This window comes from Bradyrhizobium sp. CW1, assembly GCF_023100665.1.
Taxonomy (GTDB): Bacteria; Pseudomonadota; Alphaproteobacteria; order Rhizobiales; family Xanthobacteraceae; genus Bradyrhizobium; species Bradyrhizobium canariense_D.
Genome location: NZ_CP064684.1, coordinates 2,051,836 through 2,076,066, shown reverse-complemented (window position 1 = coordinate 2,076,066; position 24,231 = coordinate 2,051,836). Strand labels below are relative to the sequence as shown.

The 24,231-nt window shown below is 64.8% G+C and carries 22 protein-coding genes and 1 other RNA gene; 6 read left to right on the top strand and 17 right to left on the bottom strand.

All coding sequences use genetic code 11. From position 1 onward, the window contains the following. Positions 1-19 precede the first annotated feature (19 nt). From murF to rsmH, 5 genes are all read right to left on the bottom strand, one after another. The gene (gene murF / locus IVB54_RS10100; protein WP_204512073.1) at positions 20-1,399 is read right to left on the bottom strand and encodes a UDP-N-acetylmuramoyl-tripeptide--D-alanyl-D-alanine ligase; all 1,380 of its coding nucleotides are present in this window, start codon (positions 1,397-1,399) and stop codon (positions 20-22) included. Then, positions 1,396-2,868, bottom strand: coding sequence for a UDP-N-acetylmuramoyl-L-alanyl-D-glutamate--2,6-diaminopimelate ligase (locus tag IVB54_RS10095; RefSeq protein WP_247337756.1), 1,473 nt, complete (start codon positions 2,866-2,868; stop codon positions 1,396-1,398). Before IVB54_RS10095 ends, murF begins: the two co-directional genes overlap by 4 nt. Positions 2,869-2,952: 84 nt before the next feature. Next, positions 2,953-4,707, bottom strand: coding sequence for a penicillin-binding protein 2 (locus tag IVB54_RS10090; RefSeq protein WP_166517606.1), 1,755 nt, complete (start codon positions 4,705-4,707; stop codon positions 2,953-2,955). Further along, the gene (locus tag IVB54_RS10085) at positions 4,704-5,096 is read right to left on the bottom strand and encodes a hypothetical protein (protein ID WP_247294869.1); all 393 of its coding nucleotides are present in this window, start codon (positions 5,094-5,096) and stop codon (positions 4,704-4,706) included. The genes IVB54_RS10090 and IVB54_RS10085 overlap by 4 nt, the downstream gene beginning before the upstream one ends. 3 nt (positions 5,097-5,099) lie before the next feature. Continuing rightward, positions 5,100-6,089: a 16S rRNA (cytosine(1402)-N(4))-methyltransferase RsmH gene (gene rsmH, locus IVB54_RS10080; protein WP_162496556.1), complete on the bottom strand. Its 990-nt coding sequence runs from the start codon at positions 6,087-6,089 to the stop codon at positions 5,100-5,102. Between the two features lie 523 nt (positions 6,090-6,612). On the opposite strand from rsmH, the gene IVB54_RS10075 reads away from it, so the two are divergent. After that, positions 6,613-7,395 (top strand): N-acetylmuramoyl-L-alanine amidase, encoded by a 783-nt coding sequence (locus IVB54_RS10075; RefSeq protein WP_085349089.1) that lies wholly within the window; start codon positions 6,613-6,615, stop codon positions 7,393-7,395. A 120-nt stretch (positions 7,396-7,515) separates the two neighbouring features. On the opposite strand, the gene IVB54_RS10070 is transcribed toward IVB54_RS10075, so the two are convergent. Further along, on the bottom strand, positions 7,516-8,748 hold the full coding sequence (locus IVB54_RS10070; protein ID WP_247294871.1) for an RNA polymerase sigma factor: 1,233 nt from the start codon (positions 8,746-8,748) through the stop codon (positions 7,516-7,518). 22 nt (positions 8,749-8,770) lie between these two features. Beyond that, positions 8,771-9,124: a YciI family protein gene (locus tag IVB54_RS10065; RefSeq protein ID WP_018454229.1), complete on the bottom strand. Its 354-nt coding sequence runs from the start codon at positions 9,122-9,124 to the stop codon at positions 8,771-8,773. Between the two features lie 149 nt (positions 9,125-9,273). On the opposite strand from IVB54_RS10065, the gene rnpB reads away from it, so the two are divergent. Beyond that, positions 9,274-9,753, top strand: an RNA gene (rnpB, locus tag IVB54_RS10060) — RNase P RNA component class A. Positions 9,754-9,808: 55 nt separating this feature from the next. On the opposite strand, the gene IVB54_RS10055 is transcribed toward rnpB, so the two are convergent. Both IVB54_RS10055 and IVB54_RS10050 read right to left on the bottom strand, forming a co-directional pair. After that, on the bottom strand, positions 9,809-10,522 hold the full coding sequence (locus IVB54_RS10055; protein ID WP_247294873.1) for an alpha/beta hydrolase: 714 nt from the start codon (positions 10,520-10,522) through the stop codon (positions 9,809-9,811). A gap of 72 nt (positions 10,523-10,594) precedes the next feature. Next, on the bottom strand, positions 10,595-11,029 hold the full coding sequence (locus tag IVB54_RS10050; protein WP_231190417.1) for a DUF983 domain-containing protein: 435 nt from the start codon (positions 11,027-11,029) through the stop codon (positions 10,595-10,597). A 79-nt stretch (positions 11,030-11,108) separates the two neighbouring features. Here IVB54_RS10050 and IVB54_RS10045 point away from each other — a divergent pair, with 79 nt between their 5' ends. Then, complete coding sequence (locus IVB54_RS10045; RefSeq protein WP_247294875.1) at positions 11,109-12,479, top strand: PLP-dependent aminotransferase family protein; 1,371 nt, start codon at positions 11,109-11,111, stop codon at positions 12,477-12,479. A 7-nt stretch (positions 12,480-12,486) separates the two neighbouring features. Here IVB54_RS10045 and IVB54_RS10040 read toward each other — a convergent pair whose 3' ends face one another. Beyond that, positions 12,487-12,744, bottom strand: coding sequence for a hypothetical protein (locus tag IVB54_RS10040; protein WP_018454225.1), 258 nt, complete (start codon positions 12,742-12,744; stop codon positions 12,487-12,489). Between the two features lie 230 nt (positions 12,745-12,974). Here IVB54_RS10040 and IVB54_RS10035 point away from each other — a divergent pair, with 230 nt between their 5' ends. Continuing rightward, the gene (locus IVB54_RS10035) at positions 12,975-13,718 is read left to right on the top strand and encodes a sulfite exporter TauE/SafE family protein (RefSeq protein ID WP_085349094.1); all 744 of its coding nucleotides are present in this window, start codon (positions 12,975-12,977) and stop codon (positions 13,716-13,718) included. Here IVB54_RS10035 and IVB54_RS10030 read toward each other — a convergent pair. The 5 genes from IVB54_RS10030 to IVB54_RS10010 all read right to left on the bottom strand — a co-directional run bounded on the left by IVB54_RS10030 (position 13,622) and on the right by IVB54_RS10010 (position 21,578). Then, positions 13,622-14,983 carry an O-antigen ligase family protein gene (locus IVB54_RS10030; RefSeq protein WP_247777189.1) on the bottom strand — a complete coding sequence of 454 codons (1,362 nt, stop codon included), beginning with the start codon at positions 14,981-14,983 and terminating at the stop codon, positions 13,622-13,624. The two genes, IVB54_RS10035 and IVB54_RS10030, sit on opposite strands and share 97 nt — an antisense overlap. Positions 14,984-15,052: 69 nt before the next feature. After that, positions 15,053-16,459 (bottom strand): MATE family efflux transporter, encoded by a 1,407-nt coding sequence (locus IVB54_RS10025; RefSeq protein ID WP_247294878.1) that lies wholly within the window; start codon positions 16,457-16,459, stop codon positions 15,053-15,055. A gap of 64 nt (positions 16,460-16,523) precedes the next feature. Continuing rightward, positions 16,524-18,323, bottom strand: coding sequence for an ABC transporter ATP-binding protein (locus tag IVB54_RS10020; RefSeq protein ID WP_247294880.1), 1,800 nt, complete (start codon positions 18,321-18,323; stop codon positions 16,524-16,526). A gap of 326 nt (positions 18,324-18,649) precedes the next feature. Continuing rightward, entirely contained in the window at positions 18,650-20,236 is a 1,587-nt protein-coding gene (locus tag IVB54_RS10015) for a DHA2 family efflux MFS transporter permease subunit (protein WP_085349098.1), read from the bottom strand. 25 nt (positions 20,237-20,261) lie between these two features. After that, positions 20,262-21,578, bottom strand: coding sequence for an HlyD family secretion protein (locus IVB54_RS10010; RefSeq protein ID WP_085361417.1), 1,317 nt, complete (start codon positions 21,576-21,578; stop codon positions 20,262-20,264). A 193-nt stretch (positions 21,579-21,771) separates the two neighbouring features. On the opposite strand from IVB54_RS10010, the gene IVB54_RS10005 reads away from it, so the two are divergent. Both IVB54_RS10005 and IVB54_RS10000 read left to right on the top strand, forming a co-directional pair. Next, a complete protein-coding gene (locus IVB54_RS10005; RefSeq protein WP_085361418.1) occupies positions 21,772-22,407 on the top strand; it encodes a TetR/AcrR family transcriptional regulator in 636 nt (211 codons plus the stop codon). Between the two features lie 53 nt (positions 22,408-22,460). Then, complete coding sequence (locus IVB54_RS10000) at positions 22,461-22,796, top strand: DUF6665 family protein (RefSeq protein ID WP_247777188.1); 336 nt, start codon at positions 22,461-22,463, stop codon at positions 22,794-22,796. Between the two features lie 152 nt (positions 22,797-22,948). Here IVB54_RS10000 and IVB54_RS09995 read toward each other — a convergent pair whose 3' ends face one another. Both IVB54_RS09995 and IVB54_RS09990 read right to left on the bottom strand, forming a co-directional pair. Beyond that, the gene (locus tag IVB54_RS09995) at positions 22,949-23,734 is read right to left on the bottom strand and encodes a potassium channel family protein (RefSeq protein ID WP_085361420.1); all 786 of its coding nucleotides are present in this window, start codon (positions 23,732-23,734) and stop codon (positions 22,949-22,951) included. A gap of 227 nt (positions 23,735-23,961) precedes the next feature. Further along, on the bottom strand, positions 23,962-24,150 hold the full coding sequence (locus IVB54_RS09990; RefSeq protein WP_085385390.1) for a hypothetical protein: 189 nt from the start codon (positions 24,148-24,150) through the stop codon (positions 23,962-23,964). Positions 24,151-24,231 lie beyond the last annotated feature (81 nt).

The window sequence follows — 24,231 nt, the reverse complement described above, 5'->3', positions numbered from 1 at the left end:
ACAGCGCCTTCCAAGCAGTTTACGCCCTTGCCTGCAAGGCGGCCACTAGGCCCGGCACAAACTTGTTGACCCAGAACATCTTCTTGCTGCCCTTGACAACCACGACATCGCCTGCCCTCAGCAGATTTGCGACCTCCCCCGGCTTCAGCGTGACGGGGTCGTCGTGCCAACCGAGACCCTTGCCGGCTGGAAGCACCTCGAACAGGTGACGCATCAGGGGTCCGACGCAATAGACGCCGTCGATGCCGTCGAGATGCCTGGCGAGGTCGATGTGATAGGTTGGTGCGCCGTCGCCCAGCTCCAGCATGTCGCCGAGCACGGCAATGCGGCGGCCACCGGTCGTGTTGCGCGCCTGCAAGCTTTGCAGCGCGGCAGCCACGCTGGCCGGATTACCGTTGAAGCTGTCGTCGATCACGGTGACGCCACCGGCCGCCTGCTCGACGCCACGGCCGCTCATGATACCGACCCGGTCGAGCTTGATCGCAAGCGTCGCCGCATCGAGGTTGGTCGCACGGATCGATGCGAGCGCGGCCAGCGCATTCTGAACGCGATGCGGCGCGCCCGGCGTCAGGCTGAACGCGATCTCCTTCTTGCCGAGCGCGGCCACGACCTGCCAGCTGTCGCCGTGCGGCGCGTGCGCGACTTCATGCACCTCGGCTTTCTCGCCGAAGCGTATGACCTTGCCCTTCCAGTCCGGCGCCTTGATCCCGGCGGGCAGCACCAGCACGCCTTCCGCGGGCAGGCCGAGTGCAATCGACACCTTCTCGCGACGGATGGCTTCGAGCGAGCCGAGCTTCTCCAGATGCACCGGCTGGACGTTGACGACGAGCGCCACCGTCGGCCGCGTCAGTTCGCTAAGCCGCGCGATTTCGCCCGCCTGGTTCATGCCCATCTCGACGACCCAGAGACTGGCATCGGGGCGCGCATTGCACAGCGTCAGCGGCACGCCCCAGAAATTATTGAAGCTCGACGGGCTGGCATAGGCATTGGGATAGGCCGCGAGGAATTCCTTGGTGCTGGTTTTGCCCGCGCTGCCGGTGAGCCCGATCACCGGCCCGTTGAAGCGCGCGCGTGCCGCGCGCGCAAGGCCCCAGAGGCCGTCGATCAGCGTGTCCTTGACGACGATCTGGGGAATGCGGATGCCCGCGATCTCGTGCGGCACGATCATCGCGACCGCGCCCGAGGCTTCCGCCTTGTCCGCGAACTCCCAGCCGTCACGCGCGCTGGCGAAGGCCGAAATGAAGCCGCCGCTTGGCGTGCCGCTCAGCGCGACGAACAGGCTGCCCGGCTTCGCCAGCCGGCTGTCCTGGGTGACGAAGTCGATCGGCGTGTCCGGGAACGATCCGGCGGCGCCCAGCGCGCGCGCCACTTCGGCCACCGTCCATATGGGCGCGCTCATGCAATCCTCGACGCTAATGCGGCGGCGACCGCCTCGTGATCACTGAAGGGCAAAACCTCTCCGCCGACGATCTGCCCGGTCTCGTGGCCCTTGCCGGCGATGAGCAGCGCATCGCCATCTTCCAATTCGGCGATCGCGGTGCGGATCGCCGCGGCCCGGTCGCCGATTTCGCGGGCGCCCTTGGCGGCGGCGAGAATTTCGGCGCGGATCGATTCCGGCTTCTCGCTGCGCGGATTGTCGTCGGTGATGATGACACCGTCGGCGTTGCCGGCGGCGATCTCGCCCATGATCGGACGCTTGCCGGCATCGCGGTCGCCGCCGGCGCCGAACACGACGACCAGCCTGCGCCTGGCGTAGGGACGCAGCGCCTGCAGCGCCTTCGCCAGCGCATCGGGCTTGTGCGCATAGTCGACGAAGATCGGCGCACCGTTGCGCTCGCCGACGCGCTCCAACCGACCTTTGGCGCCTTCGAGATGTTCGAGGCTCGCGAACACGTCCGCGGCGTCGCCGCCGGTGCCGATGGCGAGGCCAGCTGACACCAGCGCATTCTCGATCTGGAACTCGCCGACCAGCGGCAGCCGGATCGTATACCGCTTGCCGCGATGTTCGAGCGCGAGCACTTGCGAAAATCCTTCGACCTCCGCACCGGCGAGACGAATGCCCTCGCCCGCCCCGTCGCCGTTGCGACCGACTGCCATCACGCGCAAGCCGCGCGAATTCGCAGCACTGATCGCCTCCGCCGAGCAATCATGATCGGCGGAGATCACGGCCGCGCCCCCCGGCGGGACAAGTTCGCGGAACAGCCTGAGCTTGGCCGCGAGGTAATGCGCGACGGTCGGATGGTAATCCATATGGTCGCGCGAGAGATTGGTGAAGCCGCCCGCGGACACGCGCACGCCGTCGAGGCGATATTGGTCGAGCCCGTGAGAAGAGGCCTCGAAGGCGAGATGCGTGACGCCCTCGCGTGCGATCTCGTCGAGCTGCCGGTGCAGTGCGATCGGATCGGGCGTCGTCAGCGAGCCGTAGACGGTACGCTTCGGGGAAACGAGCCCGATGGTTCCGATGCTGGCGGAGGCGTGCCCGAGCCGCTCCCAGATCTGCCGGGTGAATGCGGCGACCGAGGTCTTGCCGCTGGTGCCGGTCACCGCCGCAATTGTCGCGGGCTGCGCGGGAAAAAATTTTGCCGCGGCCAGCGCCAGCGCGCGGCGCGGATTCGCGACTGTGATGAACGGCACCTTGCAGCCATCAGGGGCATGGTCGCCGACGACCGCCACCGCGCCGGCGGCAATCGCGGCATCGATGAAGCGCGCACCGTCGGTCTTGCTGCCCGCAAGTGCGAAGAAGAGATCGCCGGGCTTGACCGCGCGGCTGTCGAGGGCGCCGCCGGTCACGTCGAGCGCCGCGACCGCGGGCTCGATTGCGGCATCATTGCCCTGAACGTCCTGATCGAGGAGGTCGCGCAGCTTCATGGTCTTCCAGTCGACATGCCGGACCGGATTGCCGAATCTGCAGGGAAATCCCGACTCAGCAGCGGCAACGGCCCACCCGGTTGATTACTGGGTTGTCCTGGATGCTGCAAGAATAAGGCGCTCGGACGGCGGCAGGTCGAACCGCGGTTCGACGCCCAATAGCGGCGCGATCCGCTCGATCACCTTGCCGCCGGTCGGCACCGCGTTCCAGCCCGAGGTGATGAAACCTTTCGTTTCGGGAATCGCCTGGGGCTCGTCCAGCATGATCAGGATCTGATATTTCGGATCGTCGCAGGGCATGATCGCGGTGAAGGAGTTGAGCACGCGCTTCTTGGCATAGCGGCCGTTGATGACCTTCTCCGACGTGCCGGTCTTGCCGCCAACATAGTAACCCTTGACGTCGGCGGTCTTGGCGGTGCCGATTTCGGCATTGAGCCGCATCAGGAACCGCATCTTGTCGCTGGTCTCCGTCCTGATGACGCGCTTGGCCATCGCCGCCGCTTCGGACTCGCTGCGCTTCATGAAGGTCGGCGGAATCAAATAGCCGCCGTTCACCAGCGCGTTGATGCCCATCACCGCCTGCAGCGGCGCCACCGACATGCCCTGGCCGAAAGCGATGGTGACCGTGTTCAGCTCGCCCCAGCGGCGCGGAATCAGCGGAGCCGCGCTTTCCGGCAGTTCGGTGCGCAGCCGCGTCAACTGGCCCATCTTGCCGAGGAATGCCTTGTGGGCCTCGACGCCCTGGCCGAGCGCGATCCGCGCCGCGCCGATGTTGGACGAGAAGGTGAACACTTCCTTGGTGTTGATGAAGCGTCCGAGCGGATGGCTGTCGTGGATGGTGAACTTGCCGTAGTGCAGGTTTCCGCGTGCATCCCACGATGTGTTCAGATTGATCTTGCCGGAATCGAGCGCCATCGCCAGCGTGAACGCCTTGAAGGTCGAGCCCATCTCGTAAACGCCGGTGGTCAGGCGATTGATGCGGTCGGGATCGTGCGCTTCCTTCGGATTGTTGGGATCGAAGTCCGGAAGGGAGACCATCGCCACGATCTCGCCGGTCTTGACGTTGGAGACGATGCCGGAGGCAGCCTTGGTGTGGTATTTCTCCTTGGCCTTCAGCAGCTCGTCACGCAGTGCGTGCTCGACCCGCAGATCCACCGATAGCTCGATCGGCTTTTGCAGCCGGTCGGTGGCAAAGCCCGCGCGGTGGAGATCGGCGAGCCCCTGATTGTCGAGCCACTTCTCCATGCCGGCGATGCCCTGGTTGTCGATGTTGACGAGACCAATGAGGTGGGCGACCTCGTTGCCGGTCGGATAGACGCGCTTGTTCTCGCGCAGGAAACCGATGCCGGGAATGCCGAGCTTGTGGATGTCCTGCTGCTGCTTCGCCGTAATCTCGCGCTTGAGCCAGACGAAGCCCTTGCGCGTCTTCAGGCGCTCGCGCACCTCGGCCTCGTCGAGGTCGGGCACCGTGGCGGTCAGAAGTTCGATTGCCTCGTCCTTGTCGATGATGCGGCGCGGCTCGCCGAACAGGCTCGAGGCCTTGACGTCGGTCGCGAGAATCGCGCCGTTGCGGTCGACGATGTCGGGCCGCGCGGTCGCGACCACCTCCTGCGCCGCGGCGCGGCGTGCGCCATGGGCGTCGGCGCCGATCGCGAACATCACGAGCCGGCCGCCGATCAGGGCGTAGACCGCGCCGAAGGCGAGCATCGCCAGGCCGACGCGCGCCCGCGCCTTGGCCGCGCGATCGACGTTGCGCCCGTACAGCAGGCTGCGGATCAGCCGCTGCCGCCAGGGCTCAGCGGGCTTTTCTGCAGGTTTGGCCGGGGTCACAGCACTCATGGCTTGTCCTCGGGCTGAGGCACGGAGCCCGTCACATTATCGGGATCGCTGGCGGCTTCGATGGTGTTGAGCATGGCGCCGATCGGATCCGGCTCGCCCGGCCTGAACATCCGCAGCGGACGCTCGGGCAAATTCTTCAGTGAATCATATTGCGTGCCGTTGACCGGCTTGAGCTGCAGATGCCGGTCGGACAGGCCTTGCAGGCGCAGGGGCGCATCGAGCTTGGCCCATTCGGAGCGCAGCGCCGCGATCGCATCGCGCTGCTCGCGGATCTCCGCATGCAGCCGCAGCACCTTTTCGGTGCGCGCCGTGGAGTCCATCTTGATCCTATAGACATAGGCTGCCGCGAAGATCAGCGCGCCGATGACGAGGAGGTGGATGAAGCGCATGCGCTAGCCACCCCTCATGACGTCGGAGAGTTTTGGCCATGACGATTGCTCGCGATCATCATGCGCAGGCGCCGAGGTGCGCTCGCCGGCGCGCAGTTTTGCCGACCGCGCGCGCGGGTTATGCGCGACCTCGTCTTCGCCCGCGATCACCGGCCGCCGCGTCAGCAGCTGGAAGCTCGGCACCGCCTGCGACACTTCCGGCAAATGGCGTGAGCCGCCACCCGTCTTGCTGCGCAGGCTAAGGAAATTCTTGACGATGCGGTCTTCCAGCGAATGGAACGAGACGACAACGAGGCGACCACCGGGCTTGAGCACGCGCTCGGCAGCGATGAGCGCGCTCTGGAGTTCCTCGAGCTCTTCGTTGACGAAGATGCGCAGGGCCTGGAACGTCCGCGTCGCCGGGTGAATATCGCCGGGCTTGGACCGAACCACCCTGCCGACGAGCTCGGCGAGCGCGCGCGTGGTCGTGAACGGCGTCTCCTGACGGTCCGCGACGATAGCGCGGGCGATCCGGCGCGACTGCCGCTCTTCGCCGAGAAGATAAATGATGTCGGCGAGATCGCCTTCCGAGGCGCGCGCCACGACATCGGCCGCAGTCGGGCCTGCCTGCCCCATCCGCATGTCGAGCGGACCATCGAGGCGGAACGAGAAGCCGCGGCCGGCCTGGTCGAGCTGCATCGAGGATACCCCGACGTCCATCACGACGCCGTCGACGCCATCGATGCCTTGAGCCGCGCAGACCTCGGCGAGGTTGGAGAAACGATCTTCAACGAGGGTCAGCCTGCCCGCCGAGCATGCGACGAGCTCGGCGCCGCCCTCGATCGCAGTACGGTCGCGATCAATGGCAATCACCTGAGTTCCCGGCACGTCGAGGATCGCGCGGCTGTAGCCGCCGGCACCAAAGGTCGCGTCGATATAAAGGCCGCCTTCGCGCGGGGCGAGGTGGTCGATGGCCTCGCGGCCAAGAACGGGGATGTGCGGAGCCGAGCTCATGCGCCAGGCCTGCCGATCGCCCCGCCGGACTCCCAAGTGAGATCGGGGACGAACAAGCTCATAACGCCTCGAATGATTCCGCGTCGCGGCGGTTCCACGACCCAACCCCCGTCCGATATGGTTACCGTGCCCGGTCGTCCCGGGCCACCAACCCAGTATTCCCCTTGGAATTTGTCGGGCAGCCATGGGATTTCGAGCCAAAATACGCTTTGGCCGCCTCCGGACGCGGGTCGGCTCTTCATCTCTCAGTAACGGCCCTTAGCGTTAAGAAAGCGTTGATCGGCTCGCGACAAGTCGAAAAGCTGACGCGGCGGTGATGCTTCATCCACACACATGCGCCAAAATGCATCCGTTAACCTCGTCGCGCGGTTGCGCACGGTGGAGGGTAAAGGAATAGTAAAGAAAAGGGCTTGGCCCACTCTCTGTCTGTCTCGAGCTATTTATGTCGTCCGGTTCGTCCACGCCGTCTGGATCTGATTCGAAGCGTCAACGCGTTCTGCCGGTTCCCAAAGCGGCCGCGAACATGCGGACGTTCGAGCCGGATTCCTCGATCGTCTCCGACATCATCCCCTCACCGAACCATGGCGACCGCAACAAGGGCCGCCAACCCGATATGATTGTGCTGCACTACACCGGCATGCCCGACGTCGAAGGTGCGCTGGCGCGGCTCTGCTCCGCGGGCACAGAGGTATCGGCACATTATGTCGTGCTGGAAGACGGCCGCATCGTGCAATGCGTGCCGGAGGCCAGGCGCGCCTGGCATGCCGGCGTCTCGTCCTGGTCCGGCGAGGACGACATCAATTCCTGCTCGATCGGGATCGAGATCGTCAATCGCGGCCACGATTGGGGCTATCCGGAGTTTCCGCTGCGCCAGATCGCCGCCGTGATCGCGCTGTGCCGCGGCATCATGCTCCGCCGCAAGGTGCCCGCGCACCGGGTGCTCGGCCATTCCGACGTGGCGCCGGCGCGCAAGAAAGATCCCGGCGAAAAATTTCCGTGGCATTCGCTGGCCAATTCCGGCGTCGGACACTGGGTCACGCCCGCGCCGGTGGTGCGCGGCGAAAGCCTGATGCTCGGCACCATCAGCGATGAGGTGCTGAGCCTGCAGCAAGCGCTCGCCAGATACGGCTACGGCGTTCCCCTCACCGGCAAATACGACGCCGCGACCATGGAAGTCGTCACCGCGTTCCAGCGCCATTTCCGCCCGGCGCGACTGGATGGGGTCGCGGATCACTCGACGCTCTCGACCTTGCAGGCGCTGTTGGGGAGTCTCCCTCAGGAGACAACGACCATCGTGACGAAGTAGCTGACGTCTTCGAGAACGTGACCTCTTGCTCCGTCATGCCCGGGCTTGTCCCGGGCATCCACGTCTTTGTCGCGCCGGAAGAACGTGGATGGCCGGGACAAGCCCCGCCATGACGGAAACTCAGTTCATCTCCCTCATCCTTCGCGCATAAAGCCGTCGCAGCGGCTCTAACTGCGTCGCCTCCGTCGCAGCGCGATAGGCCTCGCGCGCCTCCTCCTTCCGGCCAAGCCGCCGCAACAAATCCGCCCGCACCGCTGGCAGCAGCTCATAGCCATGAAGCGCGCCGCGTGCGGCGGTCGCATCCACGAGATCGAGCGCGCGCGCGGGCCCATCGACCATCGACACCGCCGCCGCGTGGTTGAGTTCGATCACCGGCGACGGATTGATCCGCAGCAGCACTTCATAGAGCCCGGCAATCTGCGGCCAGTCTGTCTGCTCGTAGCTCGGCGCACGCGCATGCAGCGCAGCGATCGCGGCTTGTACTGCATACGGCTGCGGCCGGCCGGGCACGCGCAGTGCGTCGTCCACCAGGCGCAGACCCTCCTCGATCTGTGCATGGTCCCACTGCGAACGATCCTGCTCTTCCAGCAGCACGATGTCGCCGGCGGCGGTCTGGCGCCCTGCGCGGCGCGCATCGTGCAGCAGCATCAGCGCCAGCAGGCCCTTGATCCCGGCTCGATCGGGTAGCAGCCGGTCGAGCAAGCGGCCAAGCCGGATCGCCTCGGCGGCAAGATCGGGTCGCATCAAATCCGCACCGGACGTCGCCACGTAGCCTTCGGTGAAGACGAGATAGATCACGGCAAGCACACCATCGAGCCGCGGCACCAGCGTGTCGCGCTCGGGGACCTCATAGGGAATGCCGGCGAGCCTGATCTTCTGCTTGGCGCGGACGAGACGCTGCGCCATCGCCTCCTCGCTGACGAGGAAGGCGCGCGCGACCTGCGCCGTGGAGAGCCCGCAGACGGTGCGCAGTGTCAGCGCGACCTGGACTTCGGGCGCGAACGCAGGATGGCAGCAGGTGAAGATCAGCCGCAGCATGTCGTCGTCGAGCATTGCCGGCGGCTCGGCGGGCGCCTGCGCGTTCAGCTCGAGCTCGTGCACGAGCGCCTGCTCCTTGCCGCGGAAAACGGCCTGGCGCCTGATACGGTCGATCGCCTTGTGCCTGGCGACATTGACCAGCCAGGCACGCGGATTGTCGGGGACCTCGCACGCCGGCCAGCGCGCCAGTGCCACCGCAAAGGCGTCCTGGAGCGCGTCCTCGGCGAGATCGAAATCGCCGACGAGGCGGATCAGCGTGGCCAGCGCCCGCCCCGCCTCGTCGCGGAAGATCTTGTCGATCTCGGACAGCGTCATGCGCCGATGCGCGACGGCGCCGTCACTTGTCGTAGACCCAGATCGGCCGCACCTCGATCGAGCCGATACGCGCCGACGGAATCCGCGACGCGATCTCGATCGCAGCATCGAGATCCTTGGCCTCCACCAGGTAATAGCCGCCGAGCTGCTCGCGTGTTTCGGCAAACGGGCCGTCGGTCGTCAGCGTCTTGCCGTCGCGCACGCGGACGGTCGTTGCAGTCGTGGTCGGCTGCAAACGGTCGCCGGCCTTGAAATTGCCGCTCTGGATGATGCCTTGCGTGAAGGTCTGATATTCCGCCGTCATCTGCTGGCCGGCCGCCGGACGCATATTCGCGTACTCGGCTTCGTTCTGGTAGATCATCAGCAAATACTGCATCGCTTAACTCCTGCTGCACGGCTGGATCGCCGACATCCAGTCGAACGGGACACGCGCCCAACGACATCTTCAGGATAAATTATTTCGGGCGAACCGTGCATGGCGATATCGGCTTGCGGAACCGACACAAATGCTTCATGCGTAAGCCGTCAGTCGGCCGGACGGCCGCTCCGGCAAGTGCCGAAAGGCCGCCGGGGAGGAAAGTCCGGGCTCCCTTGACATACGGTGCCGGATAACGTCCGGCGGGGGCGACCCCAGGGAAAGTGCCACAGAGAACGAACCGCCCGCCGTCGCCCCTTCGGGGCTTTGGCGCGGCAAGCCCTCGGGCCTGCCGTGCCGTAGCAGCGCAAGCTGCGTAGGCAGGTAAGGGTGAAAAGGTGCGGTAAGAGCGCACCGCGGCTGCGGCAACGGAGCCGGCATGGTAAACCCCACCGGGAGCAAAACCGAATAGGGACGGCATAGCGGAGTGTTCGCGAAAGCGATAACGCCGCGGGGCGATGTCAGGCCCGCCGTCCGGGTAGGTTGCTCGAGGCCATGTGCAAACATGGTCCCAGAGGAATGGCCGTCACGTATCGTTCGCGCAAGCGGACGGTGCCCTACAGAACCCGGCTTAGAGGCCGGCTGATATCTTCAACGAGGGGTTCGATGCTGACTGCATCGGGCCCCTCACCATTTGGGGGCTTGCTATCCGACGATCTCTTGCAACACACCCATCAGCGCCTCCGGCGCTGTCACATTCGGCGCATGGCTCGCATCGAGTTCGAAAGTGCGCCAGCCATCCTCGGTCTTGGTGCGCTTCGCGAACTGCCCGAACACGTCGCCCGGCGGAATGCGCGTGCAATAGATGTAGCTGCGCGGCATCGCCGGCTCGCCATGTTCGAGTTTCAGCTTCGTCTCGAAACATTTGATCGGCATGTTGATCCGGCGGGCGTTGAGCCAGTCGAGATCGGCCGGCGGCGTGTCCGGCGGCGGCGGGTTCGGCGGGATGCGGTAGCCGTCGCCTGAGCTTGCAGCCTTGCGCATCGGCTCGCGCCCGCCCTCGTGGAGATCGAACAGCGATTGGCCGTCACGCGGCACGAAGGCGTCGAGATAGATCAATTGCGTCACCCGCTCGCGCGCGCGATCGGCGACACCGGTGGCGACCATGCCGCCATAGCTGTGGCCGAGGAGCACGATGTCCTCGAGATCCTCGAACCTGATGACGTTGAGAATGTCCTGGATGTGCGTGTCGAGATCGATCGCGGGACTGGCCAGATGCGCGCGCTCGCCGAGCCCGGTATAGGTCGGCGCAATGAGGCGATGGCCGGCCTTTGCCGTCAACGGATGCATCTTCTTCCAGGCCCACCCGCCGGACCACGCGCCGTGACAAAGCAGGAAGGTTTTTGAGCGTGCGGCCATCGGCGTTTCCATCGTTCTTGTTTGTACGATGGAGTGTAGCGGCCGGTCCCGCGATGTAAACGCTACGGCCCCTTAAGCCGCGCGCGCGTTCACCTTCACGAGGACGGCTGCAGGCCGACCAGCTTCGCGCCGCAGCTTGCCCGCCTCAAAACCATGCATGCCGATCTGCCATTGCAGCCCGACGATGGCACCCTTGGTCGGCTGCAACAGCGCGAGCGAAGCGAACAACGTCACCGGCAGCCACACCACCAGTTGCAGCCAGACGGCCGGCGCATAGGCGGTTTCGACCGCGAGGATTGCCGGCACCACGAGATGGCCGACGACGACCATCACGAGATAGGCCGGGAAATCGTCGGCGCGCTGGTGGAACAGCTCCTCGCCGCAATGGTCGCAGGTATCTGCCACCTTCAGGAAACGGCCGAACGCATGGCCTTCGCCGCAGTTCGGGCACTTGCCGCGAAATCCGCGCCACATCGCCTTTGCCAGAGAGACTGAACCGGTTGCCATGACCCCACCTCTTCCTTTTCTAGGATCCATACAATAATATCTTGTATCCATACATTCAAAGGATATGGGCCTTCATTGCATGGATTGGACCCCTACAATTTCGGAGCTGAGCGGGCCGCGCTATCAGCGCATCGTCGAAGCCATGGAGGCCGACATCGCCGCCGGCCGGCTGGTGCGCGGCCAGCAATTGCCGACGCAGCGGGCGCTGGCAAAGGCGCTCGGCATCGACCTCACCACGGTGACACGCGCCTACACCGAGGCGCGGCGCCGCGGCATCATGGAGGCCCGGGTCGGCCAGGGCTCGTTCGTGTCGGAGACCAGCGCGCGCCGCGTGGTCGATCTGCCGCATCCCGTCGCGATCGACCTCTCGATGAACGTGCCGCCGCAACCTCTCGAAGCGCAGCTCGACGAGCGCATCATCGCCGGGATGGAAGCCATCCGCGCGCAATCGGGCCTGACCGCGCATCTCAACTACCAGCCGCCCGGCGGCAGCGCACACGAGCGCGAGGTCGCGGCGCGATGGATGCGCCCCCGCGTGCCGCATGCGCATGCCGACAGGCTCGTGATCTTTCCCGGCGCACAGACGATCCTGTTCAACCTGCTCGCCCACGTCGCCCGGCCCGGCGACATCGTGCTGACGGAAGCCCTCACCTTCCCCGGCATCAGGGCCGCCGCCGCGCGCCTCGGCGTCAGACTCGTCGGCGTCGCGATGGATGACGGCGGCATCCTGCCAGAGGCGCTGGCAAAGGCTTGCCGCACGCATAGACCGAAAGCGGTCTATCTCATTCCGACGCTGCACAATCCGACCACCGCGACGCTTCTCCCCGAGCGCCGCAGCGCCATCGCCAAAATCATCAACGATGCCGATACGATTCTGATCGAGGACGATGCCTACGGGCTGCTCGATCGCTCGGCATCGCCGATCGCCAATCTCATTCCGGATCAGACATATCTCGCGACCACGCTGTCAAAATGTATGGCGCCCGCACTACGGGTCGCCTATCTGGTGACGCCCGACGGCAGCTCGCAGCGGGAGATGCGTAGCTCTTTGCAGGCGACGGTGCAGATGCCGGCGCCGCTGATGGTCGCGCTGGTGACGCATTGGATCGAGACCGGGATCGCCGACCGCATCATCACCGCCATCAGAAGCGAGGCGATCGGCCGCCAGCAGCTCGCGCAACGGGCGCTCAAGGGATTTGAGTTCCAGGCCAAGCCCGCCGCGCATCATCTGTGGCTGCGGCTGCCGGAGGACCGTCCCGATGTCGCGGCGCATCTGCTGCGGAATGGACTGGCAGTCGTCGCCGGCGAGGCCTTCACCGTCGACGGGACCGCACCACACGCGGCACGCGTCTCGCTAGGCGCGGCGCGCAACCGGGCGGAATTGACGGAGGCGCTGCGCATCCTCATGAGCGCGCTGCACAGGCCCGCCGACACCCGGCAGATCGTCTAGCAAATACCTATCGATGCTGCCGGCGATGGTGGGAGCGCACGACCGGCGCAACAGCCGATGGATAAGCTTGCGATGCGTAGGCATCGCTCGGCTGGCCGAGAGCCCCGCGCGCGGCGGGCGTGAGCTGGCCGCCATTCAGAACGTCGCGGTCGGGATGGGCAGCCTGATAGGCCGCAGGCTCGGAAAACTGGGCCTGCGCCATGGTCGGCATCAAGGCCGCCGCCGACACTAGTGCGGCCGCGACGGCAATCTTCGTGCGGGTCATCGTCCTTCTCCATATCTCATTCGGGAGACTGGCCGATCGAACCGCATGATGGCGTCGAGCGGGCCCCCAGTTTGAAGTACGAGCGTCATGTAGGCCTGTCTTTCGCGAACGCCCGCTGCTGGGGATCACGCTTGCGTGCGGTTTTGAAATTGACCTGCATGGCCGCAGCTGTGCTATGCGAGCGATGGCGATCAACAGTTCGGGATCGTCAAGATAACAGGGACAATCTGTTGGAAATACTCACCTACGGGCTGCTGCTGCTCGGCGCACTGGCCGGGGGCTTCGTCTCGGGCCTTGCCGGTTTCGGCACGGCGCTGATGGCGCTCGGCATCTGGCTCTACGTGCTGCCGCCCTCTCTCGCGGTGCCCCTGGTGCTGATCTGCTCGGTGATCGCGCAGAGCTCGACGCTGCCGTCGATGTGGAAGAGTTTTGATCTCTCGCTGGTCTGGCCGTTCCTGATTGGAGGACTGATCGGCGTGCCGCTGGGCACCATGCTGGTCGCCTCCGCCGATCCAAAAGTGTTCAAGCTGAGCGTCGGCGTGCTGATCCTTGTTTTTTCGACGGCTCTCTATCTGAACAAGCGGCCGCTCGCCGTCACGTTCGGCGGCCGCATTGCCGACGGCGCGATCGGTTTTGCCGGCGGCATCTTGGGTGGCCTTGCCGGACTGTCGGGGCCACTTCCGATCCTGTGGGCAAACATCCGAGGCTGGAACAAGCACGAGCGGCGCGGCATCTTCCAGCTCTTCAATTTCACCGTGCTCGGCGCCGCCTTGGTGTTGCAGACCGCCTCGGGCCTCGTCGCGTTCAAGGTGGTCTGGCTCGCAGTGATCGCATTTCCGGGCACGCTGATCGGCGCATGGGCCGGCGCGCGCGTCTATCATGCGCTGAGCGACAAGCATTTCGGCGATGTCGTGCTCGGTCTGTTGTTCCTGTCGGGCCTCGGCCTGGTCTGGAACAGTTTGGGCACGCACTGACTCCGTATTGTCTTCGCGGCGAGCGCCATGCCGCCGGCAATGCCGACGCCAAGCACGTAGATCCAGCCCTCGGCGAAATCGAACAGATGCGAGTTGAGCAGCGAGGACAGCATGTTCTGCACCACGACCAGAAGGCCGACCCAGCAGGCCAGCCCCTCTCCGCGAAACAGCGAGAGGTGCGTGAACCAGAGCGCATAGAGGATCACGACGCCCGACGCGCCCCACTGCACGGCGACATTGAGCGTCTGGTTGTGCGGATCACCGACGATTTCCGCTCGAACCCCGCTCTCGCCGACAGCCGCGCGCGCGAACAGGCCGCGGATCGCCCCGGTGCCGTGACCGAGCAGCGGCGCGTCCGCGGTGAACGCCAGCGATTTGCGCCAAAACTCCAGTCGTGACCCCATGCCGCTGACATCATTGCCGGCGATGCTGACCTCATAGTCTCCGTTGAATTTGGCGACTGTTGCGCGCAGACGCGGCGAGGCGGTCCACAGCAGCACGGCCAACAGCCCCATCGCGCCGACGGCGAAGAGTGCGGTGCGGCGGCGCAAATGCAAAAGCGCGAAGACCACGATCAGGATCGGCAGCGTCACCAGCGCTGTCCGCGAGACCACGACGAACATCATGTTGGCGAGGAATCCGATCGCGAGCGCCACGAACAGCGCCGCGACGCGGTAGCGGCCTCGTCGCAGCAGCGACACGATCGGGTAGACCAGCGCGATCGCACAGAGCGCGAACTCCTGGCTCTGGTCGATATAATTGCGCACCGCGATCCCGCTTTCGACCTTGTAGGGCCCGCGCGACAGATAGAGTTTCAGCGACAATGCGGGATCGACGGCGACGGCGAAGGAATAGAGCATCAGTGCCGTGCAGGATACCAGGAACGCGGAAAACACCCAGCCGCCAAACGGCCAACGCTCGAACTGGTAGATCAGAAGCGGAATTACCAGCAGCTTCGCCGCCGGGCCGATCGCATGGATTCGGTCCGGCCACGGCGCATCCGACCAGAGCGTGCCGATGGCGGCGAGTAGGACCAGCGCAATCGGCAGCAGGCAGATTGCCCGAAGCAGCGAACGCGGAAATTCGCGAAGGTCGAGGAACGCGAACGCGATCAGCCAGGGAATGAGCGCGAAAATGAGCCCGGTCGTGGTCCACGGCAACAGCAACGCGATCAGCGCGACGGAGCGGGCTGGCGTGCGATAGCGTGCCGCCCAGATCGCGGCGAGCCAGGAATTGGGCCGCTGCTCGTTCAACACCTCGGTCATTTGGCCCCTGCAGCCGATCCCCACGGCGCGGCAAGTTTGCCGGAGCCGTGGGGCGGGGACAAGCGATCGCTACGCTGGCGCGCGTACAGGAGACGCCACGCGCTTGGGCGCAGCCGGCTCCGGGGACTTCTCATGCCGGAGCGTGGCAAGGCGCTTCCTGAATTCACGCCGTAGCAGCCACAAGCTCAGGGCCGCCTGCAGCGTGGTTGTCGCGATCGACAGGTACCAGACGTGCTCGATCCGGAAGCCCGGCCGCGTCGACAGCCAGATCGCCGGCAGCGAATAGGTGAGCACGCGCGTTGCCGAACTCCACAGCACCGGCTTGGTATTGCCGAGGCCCTGGAACATGCTCGAGCAGGTGAAGATCACGCCCTGCGCCACCATGTTGAGCGAGATGATCCGCAGGAACAGGAACGCGATCTCCATGGTTTCCCGGTCGTTCGAGAACCCCGAGAGCAGGAGCTGCGGCTTCAACTGCGCGAGGCACATGAAGCCTATCATCACGACACTGGTGATCAGCGCCGCCTTGACGAAGGTTTCGCGCACGCGCTCGCCTTTTCCGGCGCCCATGTTCTGGCCGGCGATTGGCCCAGCGGCGAGCGCAACTGCAAGCGCCGGCATCTGGATCAGGCCCAGGACCCGTTGTCCGATCCCGAAACCGGCCTGCGCCGCCGCACCGAAATCGCGCAGCACGAAATAGACCACCGCCATGAGGATGAACATCATCGCGAACTCGCCGCCGGCAGGCAGGCCGACATTGAGGATGCGCCTCAGATGCTGCGCCTGCGGACGCCACTGCGCCGGATTGAAGGCGACATAGCGTTCGACCTTACGAAAATGCGCAAGCAGCGTCACGACGCCGATCAACACCGCGATCGAGCTCGCCAGCCCCGCACCGGCAACGCCGAGCGCATGGCCCGTGCCCAAGCCCGCGATCAGAACCGGCGCCAGCGCGATGTTGATGGCCACCGCAAGCGCCTGCACCAGCATCGTGGGACGCACGATGCCGGTAGCGCGCAGCGCGGATCCCATCACCTGGCTCGCGAATTGCAACGCGAGCGCCGGCATGAACCACAGCAGATACGTGGCCCCCGCCTCGATCGTGGCTTCGTCCGCGGCGATCGCATGCATGTAGGCGCGCGACAGCGCCGCGCCTGCGACCAGGGTCAACAGTCCGAACAGCACCGACAGCACGATCGCCTGATTGAAGATCAAATTGGCATCCGGCCGATCCTTGCGTCCCACGGCATGCGCGATCAACGACACCGCGCCGACGCCGAGCACCTGCATCAGCGCGTTGATGAGAAAGCCGGCATTGCCGGCCGCCGCCACGCCCGCGACCGCGGCATCGCCCAAGCCCGAGACGAAGTACAGATCGACCAGCTGGCAAAGCATGATCGTGACCATACCGACCATGATCGGCGGTGCCATGCCCAGAATGTGCTTCGCGACGGAGCCGTTGGTCAGGTCTTTCATTTCACCCATCCTTGACCGATTCCTTGGCGACGCGGCCGACATTGGTCCGCCGGCCGCGCGCCACTCATTCCGCTGCTGCGATCTGTCCGAGCTCCACCACCTGGCGCTCGAACAGGCCGCGATAGATGCCGCCGGGCCTGGCCGCGAGCTTGGCATGCGTGCCTTGCTCGACGATCTCGCCGCGGTCGAACACCAGGATGCGATCGAGGCTCTTCACCGTCGAGAGCCGGTGCGCGATCACGATCGAGGTGCGGCCTCGCATCAGCCGCTCCATCGCCTGCTGGATCAGCGCCTCGGATTCCGAATCGAGGCTCGAGGTCGCTTCGTCCAGGATCAGCACCGGCGCGTCCGCCAGGAAGGCGCGCGCCAGCGCCACGCGCTGCCGCTCGCCGCCGGAGAGCTTGACGCCGCGTTCACCGACCAGCGTGCCGTAGCCCTTGGGCAGGCGCAGGATGAAGTCATGCGCGTTGGCCAGCCGTGCCGCCTGCTCGATCGCCTCCAGGCTGGCGCCGGGCCGGCCATAGGCGATGTTCTCGGCGAGCGAGCGGTGGAACAGGATCGGGTCCTGCTGCACGACCGCGATCTGGCTGCGCAGCGAATGCTGCGTGGCCTTGGCGATGTCTTGCCCATCGATCAGAACGCGGCCGCCGGTGACGTCGTAGAGCCGCTGCACCAGCTTGACGAAGGTGGTCTTGCCGGAGCCGGAGCGGCCGACGAGACCGACGCGTTCGCCGGCGCGGATCGTGACCGACAGTCCATCATAGAGCGGCGCATGATGGCCGCCATAATGGAACGTGACGTCGTCGAACACGAGCTCGCCGCGCTCGATCGCAATCGGCCGCGCGTCCGTCGCATCCGTAATCCCGATCGGCTCGTCGTGGATCGCCACCAGCTCCTCCATGTCATTGACCGAGCGCTGCAGGTTGTTGATGTGCATTCCGACGTCGCGCAAATAGGCATGGATGACGTAGTAGCTCGTCAGCACATAGGTGACGTCGCCGGGCGAGGCTCGCCCCGACATCCACAGCAGCACGGCGCCGCCGATCACGGAGGCACGCAGGGCCAGCAGCACCGAGAGCTGCGCCAGATTGGTGTAGTTGTAGCGCAGCCAGGTCCGCCGCACGCGCACGCGCCAGCGGTTGACGACACGGGCAAGCCGCGCATCCTCGCGCGCTTCCGCGCCGAACGATTTCACCACCGCGTTGCAGGTCAACGCATCCGCCAGCGTGCCGCCGACCTTGGTGTCCCAGGCATTGGAGATGCGCGCGGCCGGCGCGATGTAGCGCGTCGAGAACAGCACCGTCATCGTGACATAGGCCAGCGCGCCCAGCGCGATCACCGCGCCAAGCGAGGCCCAGTGCAGGCCGAGCAGGATCATCGACCCGATCAGCACCAGCAGCGACGGCGCCAGCGCCATCAAGATGGTGTCGTTCAACAGGTCGAGCGCCCACATGCCGCGGGTGACCTTGCGCACCGTGGATCCCGCAAAGGAGTTGGCGTGCCAGTCGGTCGAGAACCGTTGCACGCGCATGAAGGCTTCCTGCGCGACCTCGGACATGATCTTCAGCGAGAACGGCACGATGGCCTGGAGGCCGGTCAGCCGCAGCACCATGGAGGCTGCGCCCAGCGCCACGATACCGCCCAATGCCATCAGCGCCGCGTGCCGCGCGGCGGAATCGGATGGGCCGCGCGTCAGGGCGTCGACCAGATGTCCGGAGAAGACCGGCATGAACAGGTCGGCGATGGTCGCACCCAACAAGCCGCCGGCGACGATGAGGGTACGCCCCGGCTGCTTCAGCCAGTGCCGGAACACGAAGGGCAGCACCACGCGTATCGCCGCGGGCCTTTTTGACAGAGCGGTCATGGCATCATCCGGCCGCTTATGGCGCGGGCCGGCTCCATTGATGGACGCAGGCCGGCCGCGAGGGCCGAGACGGCGTCACTTAAAGTTGGTTTTGACTTGGGAAGCGGGGCGATCGGGACCAGGAGCCCAATCGAAGCTGGCGGAAGAGGCCTCTAGGAGGCCGAGCACATACCGAGCCAGAACATCATCGAGCGCGGGCGTGCGATCTGCGAATGCGACGAAATCATGCAAATCCTCCCGGTTCGATGGAATGAGGTGCGCTTTATAGATGTGTCAGTGGTGATTTGCAACGGGGCTCGCGCGAGATCACGCACGAGTGTTGCAAATTAGTGCGCGTCGCCGCTGGCGCCGAACGGCGAGGCCGGCCTCTTCAACAGTGTGACGAGCAGGGTGAGGCCGAGATAGAACAGCGTCAGGATGAAGAAAGCATCGCCGAAGCCCATCACCACGGCCTGGCGATGCACGAGCTGGCTGAGCTGCTTCATCGCCATCAGCGTGGAATCGCCAAGCCCCTGAAACTTCTGCATGAACATGGTCAGGGTTTCGGTCGCGGTCGCGTTGCCCCAGGTCACACGCTCCTGCAGGCGCGTAATGTGCAGATCGGTGCGGTCATTGAGCACGGTGTTGATGACGGCGAGACCTACGGCACCGCCGAGATTGCGCATCAGGTTGAAGAGGCCCGAGGCGTTCTTCACCCGGTCGGGCGCCAGCGTGCCGAGCGCGATGTTGTTGGTCGGCACCATCGCGAACATCATGCCGATGCCGCGCAGGATCTGCGGAATCAGCAACTCATAGAAATCGTAGTCGCGCGTGATCCAGGTCATCTGGTAGGAGCCGAGCGCGAACACGACGAGCCCGAACGCGATCATGTAGCGCATGTCGTACTTCGCCATGAGACGCCCGACCACCGGCGCGATCAGGAACATGGTGATGCCCGAGACGAACATGGTCTCGCCGATCATCAGTGCGCTGTAGCCACGCACTTCGGCGAGGTAGCGCGGATAGATGTAGGTCAGGCCGTAGAGGCCGATGCCGATGCAGAACTGAAGGACGCAGCCGATCGCGAAATTGCGGTTGGAAAAGGTGCGTAGATTGACGATCGGCTCGGCCGCCGTGAAGACGCGCCAGAAGAAGGCGATCGCCGAGATGCCGCAGATCCAGGCGCAGATCGCGACCGAGGGGTCCTGCATCCATTCATATTGCGGGCCTTCCTCCAGCACGTATTCCAGCGTGCCGAGGAAGCCGGCCATGAACAGCAGCCCCCACCAGTCGAAACGGTCGAGCAACTCGAAATGCGGCTCGTCGAAATCGACCAGCGCCAGCACGCCGATGGTGATGCCGATGCCAGGCACGATGTTGATGAAGAACAGCCAGTTCCAGGACATCAGGTCGGTGATGTAGCCGCCGACAGTTGGCCCGATGGTCGGAGCCAGCGTTGCGACGAGCCCGATGATGGGACCGACGATGTGGAATTTGGTGCGTGGGAAAACGGTGTAGGCCGAGGCGAACACCGTCGGGATCATGCCGGCGCCGAGAAAACCTTGCAGCGCGCGCCAGAGGATCATCTCCTCGATGGTGGTGGCGAAGCCGCAGAGCAGGCTCGATGCGGTAAAGCCTGCCGCCGAGATTGCGAACAACAGCCGCGTGCCGAAGGCGCGCGACAAGAATCCCGACAGCGGGATCGCGATCACTTCGGCGATCAGATAGGCGGTCTGGACCCAGGAGACCTCGCTAGAGCTTGCCGACAGGCCGGCCTGGATTTCACTCAGGGACGCCGAGACGATCTGGATGTCCAGGATCGACATGAACATCCCGAACACCATGATGATGAAAGCGAACAGCCGCTTCGGCGCGATGCGCTCCGAAGCGGGGTCCGCCATCATGGCAGGTGAAGCGGTCGTGGCGTTCGCCATGGTCTGACCTCGCGGCGCAGGCGCGCTACTGCGGATGGATCATGGTGGCGTCGTCGAGATCGACCTCGCTGTCGGCGTCGGCCGCGCCCTTGTTGGTGTCGACCGTTGCAGTGACCGACATGCCGGCGCGGAGCAGGTTTTGCTTCGCGACCGACTTCGGCACGCGGATGCGGACCGGCACGCGCTGCACGATCTTGGTGAAGTTGCCGGTGGCATTGTCAGGCGGCAGCAGCGTGAACACCGAGCCCGCGCCCGCTGCGATGCTGTCGACGACACCGGAGAACTTGCGCATGCCGTAGGCATCGACCTTGATCGTCACAGGCTGGCCGGGGCGGATGCGCTTGAGCTGGGTCTCCTTGAAATTGGCGTCGATATAGACGTTATCGAGCGGCACGACGTTGCCGAGCCGCTGGCCAACCGCGACGAAATCGCCGGCACTGACGAGGCGGTTCGAGAACGTGCCGTCGACCGGCGCGCGCACCGCGGTGAAGGCGAGATCGCGCTCGGCCTTGGCCAGCGTGGTCTTGAGCTCGGCGAGTTGCGCCTGCGCTTCGGCCTGCTGCGCCTTGGCGACGTCGACATTGCTGAGCGCGACGTCGTAGGCGGCCTGCGCAGCCTTGACCGCGGCGGCGCCCTGGTCGCGTCCGGCTTCGGAGCTCTCGAAGGTGGCGCGCGAGGCAAAACCCTTGTTGCTCAGCGCCTGCTGGCGCTCATAATCGAGGTCGGCGCGCTTGAGGCCGGCTTCGGCGGAGACGAGTTGCGCCCTGGCCTGCGCGACCTGGCTGTCGAGCGCCGCGACCTGGCGGCCGATGCGATCGATGGTGGCCTGCTGGGTCGCGATCCTGGTCGCGGCGGCGTCGACGGCGATCTTGTAGTCGCCGTCGTCGACGCGGAAGACGATGTCGCCGGCGCGCACCGTCGTGTTGTCGCCGGCGAGGATCGAGGAGACGTGGCCAGCAACGCGCGCGCCCAGCATGGTGTTGTTGGCGCGGACATAGGCGTCGTCGGTCGCGACGTAGAAGCGGCCGACCAGCGTGTAATAGCCGGCATAGCTCGCGGCCGCGAGCGCCAGCACGAGCCCTACTCCCATCATCACGAATTTGCGCTTGCCGGACTTCGGCGCGCCGGCGGCGGGCGCGTCTGGGGCTGCGGCCGGCTTGTCGGTCACGGGCTTCTCCGGCGCCTCGCTGGGACGGCGCTTGGTTTCCTCGGCCACATGAGAGCGCAACTGCTCGGCGAGAGCCACAGACGTCTCGGTGGCAGCGTCACCACCCGCGGGCGCCGGCGTCTCCACGGCGTCCGGGCGAAGGACGCGCGCAGCCTGGTCTCTCACTACGGCCATGGAGGCCTCCCCAAAAAAGCGCGATGAGGGACAACCCGCCCTACGGCCGGTTCCCTCTCACCCATCCCAAATATCATTGACCGAACGGTTCGGTCAATATAGATAATACCCGAACGGACCCTACCGGCCCGAATCCTTTATTTCGGTTTCATCACCCTGGACCGATGCAAAAACTTTCCGAGACCCTGAACCAATGATTGTACCCGGCCGCGAACATCTCCACGTCGTCCAGGAGGAGGACAGCTCCAAACGCCGCCAGATCCTGGACGGGGCCCGCAAGGTGTTCATGGATCTCGGGTTTGACGGTGCCAGCATGGGCGAGATCGCCCGCGCTGCGCAGGTCTCCAAGGGCACGCTTTACGTCTACTTCGCCGACAAATGCGCGCTGTTCGAAGCCATCCTCGAGCAGGAGGCGCTCCAGCACGGGCAGGTCGCGTTCAATTTCGATCCGGCACGCGATGTTGAAACCACGCTGAAGGATTTCGGCCGGGCCTACAACCGTCTGCTGTGCCGGCCCGGCGGCGGATCGGCGATCCGCACCGTGATGGCGATCGCCGAGCGCATGCCCGATCTCGGCCGCCGCTACTATGCGCGGGTGCTGGACAAGTCGATCAACCGCCTCTCCGACTATCTCAAAGCCCACGCCGCCGCCGGCGATCTCGATATCGACGATTGCGATCTGGCGGCGTCGCAGTTCATGGAACTGTGCAAGGCCTCGCTGTTCCTGCCCTTCGTCTTCCAGGCCGCGCCCGCACCGTCGGAAGAGCGCATGAGCGAAGTCGTCGACAGCGCGACGCGGATGTTCCTGGCAGCGTATCGGGCGAAGTAGCGGCAAGGCGGGCCTGCGTTGCAGGCCGCTCCGGCGGCATTATATTCGGGCTCATGTCCCGTGATCTCCGCCCGCCCGTCGATATCCTCCATTACGAGATTGTCCAGGAACAGGCCTCCGCGCTCGGACGGATGGGCCGCACGCTCGAACAGGCGCTGGAGCGCCTGCGCGAGTTCGACGCCGCCCATGCCCTCCCCGAGGTGCCGGCCGCGATGCAGCCGGCCCGACGCAAGCTGGTGATGGAAGCCGGCCACGCGCTCTGGATGTTGGTGGTGCAGCGTGAGGCATCCGGCTTGCGCGACAGCCGCCACATCATGCGGACCTACAATGTCCCGGCCGAGGTGCAGTGCTGCATGGGGCTGGTGCCGGCAGCGTCGAAGCCGGCCTGAAATGATTTCTACGGGGCGCTAGACAAGGCCGGCCGTTACCACGGCAACGATTGCGATGGCTGCGAGCGCCTAGAAAGAGGCCATGGTCGAATGGCCGCTTGGGCACAGATTCTGATGATGGCAATACGTTTCGATCGCCGAGGTAGCAACAGCTACGCCAAACCTTCATCGGGAATATTGAGAACTGCGCCGCATGCTTTGCAATGCACGGCATCGCTCTCATGCCGCTGCAGTCCGCAAGTTGGGCAAGGAAATCTGACCTTGTTCGGACTCAACAATGCGCGCGCAAGATTGAAGAACAGGGTTACGCCGAAAATCATGATCACGACGGTTATCAAACGACCTATTGTGCCTGGCAGGGTGATATCGCCAAAGCCAGTCGTCGTCAGCGCGGTCACAGTGAAATACAGGGCGTCAGCATAATTCCGAATCTGATCGTTGCGAAACTTCTGGGTCTCGTAAACTATCCCCGTCATGACAAATATGAAAACCGCAAGATTGGTGACGGCAAAGATGACCTCCTCGTTGCGACGGAAGAACGACGAATCCATGCGCAACCTGGCGAGCATCTGGTAGTCACGGAGCATTCCCAGCGTCCGCAAAATCCGCAGAAAGCCGCCAGCCTCGCCAGCGAGGGGCGCCAGGAATGAAACGATGGCGACCATGTCAGCCCATGTCGAGAGGCGGCCGAACTTTCGAAGCGGATGCCGGTGGGCGAGTAGCCGTGCTGAAAAATCGGCCAATATCATTGCGCCGAATAGCAGGTCGAAGGTTTCGATGATCTCACTGGGGTGCAGGAACGACGTTCCGATGATGAACAGTATGGTCACAACATCAAACGCGAGCAAAGCATAGCGGAAACCAACGGCGCTGGGCGTTGTACCCTCGTAGAGGCGACGGACGCGGCTTCTCAGGGAGGTGTGGTTCACAGCTGCCATGCTCGCAGTTTGCACAGATGATTGCAGCTGGGACAACCCTCGCACCCTGGGAGATCTAAGTCAGTGCGACGAGTTCGAGCTAGTTGACGCTTCCGTGACAGTCCGCAGCACCAGCGTCAGGTGGCTGTTACCGGGATGGATTGTCGTCGGCACAACCTCGATGCTATCGGCTCCAAGTTCGCCTGCTTTCTTCCACTGAAACGCAGCGCCGGATCTGCTGTAGACATTCACCCTTTTTGTTTCTCTTCCGCGCTTCTTCCATCCGAGCTTTTGGAGCGTTCTTCGAAGCGGTCAGCGCCCTTCGCTAAATCGTGTCCCGTCTTGCTCTCGTTTTTCGCTTCGTCCTTAGCAGCCGCCTCGCGCAGGCCTTCAGCGGCGCGTTCCCCAGCTTTTGATGATTTTCGTTCGTCATCCATGTGAAGCACCTTTCCTGATAAACAACACGCTTCTCCAGGACTAATCCGTGCCTGTCCCAGATTGGCCATAATAAACTTCAA

What these genes read in the sequence shown, in the direction of transcription:
- murF (WP_204512073.1), bottom strand. Translation starts at nt 1,399, where the DNA reads ATGAGCGCGCCCATATGGACGGTGGCCGAAGTGGCGCGCGCGCTGGGC.
- IVB54_RS10095 (WP_247337756.1), bottom strand. Translation starts at nt 2,868, where the DNA reads ATGAAGCTGCGCGACCTCCTCGATCAGGACGTTCAGGGCAATGATGCC.
- IVB54_RS10090 (WP_166517606.1), bottom strand. Translation starts at nt 4,707, where the DNA reads ATGAGTGCTGTGACCCCGGCCAAACCTGCAGAAAAGCCCGCTGAGCCC.
- IVB54_RS10085 (WP_247294869.1), bottom strand. Translation starts at nt 5,096, where the DNA reads ATGCGCTTCATCCACCTCCTCGTCATCGGCGCGCTGATCTTCGCGGCA.
- rsmH (WP_162496556.1), bottom strand. Translation starts at nt 6,089, where the DNA reads ATGAGCTCGGCTCCGCACATCCCCGTTCTTGGCCGCGAGGCCATCGAC.
- IVB54_RS10075 (WP_085349089.1), top strand. Translation starts at nt 6,613, where the DNA reads ATGCGGACGTTCGAGCCGGATTCCTCGATCGTCTCCGACATCATCCCC.
- IVB54_RS10070 (WP_247294871.1), bottom strand. Translation starts at nt 8,748, where the DNA reads ATGACGCTGTCCGAGATCGACAAGATCTTCCGCGACGAGGCGGGGCGG.
- IVB54_RS10065 (WP_018454229.1), bottom strand. Translation starts at nt 9,124, where the DNA reads ATGCAGTATTTGCTGATGATCTACCAGAACGAAGCCGAGTACGCGAAT.
- IVB54_RS10055 (WP_247294873.1), bottom strand. Translation starts at nt 10,522, where the DNA reads ATGGCCGCACGCTCAAAAACCTTCCTGCTTTGTCACGGCGCGTGGTCC.
- IVB54_RS10050 (WP_231190417.1), bottom strand. Translation starts at nt 11,029, where the DNA reads ATGGCAACCGGTTCAGTCTCTCTGGCAAAGGCGATGTGGCGCGGATTT.
- IVB54_RS10045 (WP_247294875.1), top strand. Translation starts at nt 11,109, where the DNA reads ATGGATTGGACCCCTACAATTTCGGAGCTGAGCGGGCCGCGCTATCAG.
- IVB54_RS10040 (WP_018454225.1), bottom strand. Translation starts at nt 12,744, where the DNA reads ATGACCCGCACGAAGATTGCCGTCGCGGCCGCACTAGTGTCGGCGGCG.
- IVB54_RS10030 (WP_247777189.1), bottom strand. Translation starts at nt 14,983, where the DNA reads ATGACCGAGGTGTTGAACGAGCAGCGGCCCAATTCCTGGCTCGCCGCG.
- IVB54_RS10025 (WP_247294878.1), bottom strand. Translation starts at nt 16,459, where the DNA reads ATGAAAGACCTGACCAACGGCTCCGTCGCGAAGCACATTCTGGGCATG.
- IVB54_RS10020 (WP_247294880.1), bottom strand. Translation starts at nt 18,323, where the DNA reads ATGACCGCTCTGTCAAAAAGGCCCGCGGCGATACGCGTGGTGCTGCCC.
- IVB54_RS10015 (WP_085349098.1), bottom strand. Translation starts at nt 20,236, where the DNA reads ATGGCGAACGCCACGACCGCTTCACCTGCCATGATGGCGGACCCCGCT.
- IVB54_RS10010 (WP_085361417.1), bottom strand. Translation starts at nt 21,578, where the DNA reads ATGGCCGTAGTGAGAGACCAGGCTGCGCGCGTCCTTCGCCCGGACGCC.
- IVB54_RS10005 (WP_085361418.1), top strand. Translation starts at nt 21,772, where the DNA reads ATGATTGTACCCGGCCGCGAACATCTCCACGTCGTCCAGGAGGAGGAC.
- IVB54_RS10000 (WP_247777188.1), top strand. Translation starts at nt 22,461, where the DNA reads ATGTCCCGTGATCTCCGCCCGCCCGTCGATATCCTCCATTACGAGATT.
- IVB54_RS09995 (WP_085361420.1), bottom strand. Translation starts at nt 23,734, where the DNA reads ATGGCAGCTGTGAACCACACCTCCCTGAGAAGCCGCGTCCGTCGCCTC.
- IVB54_RS09990 (WP_085385390.1), bottom strand. Translation starts at nt 24,150, where the DNA reads ATGGATGACGAACGAAAATCATCAAAAGCTGGGGAACGCGCCGCTGAA.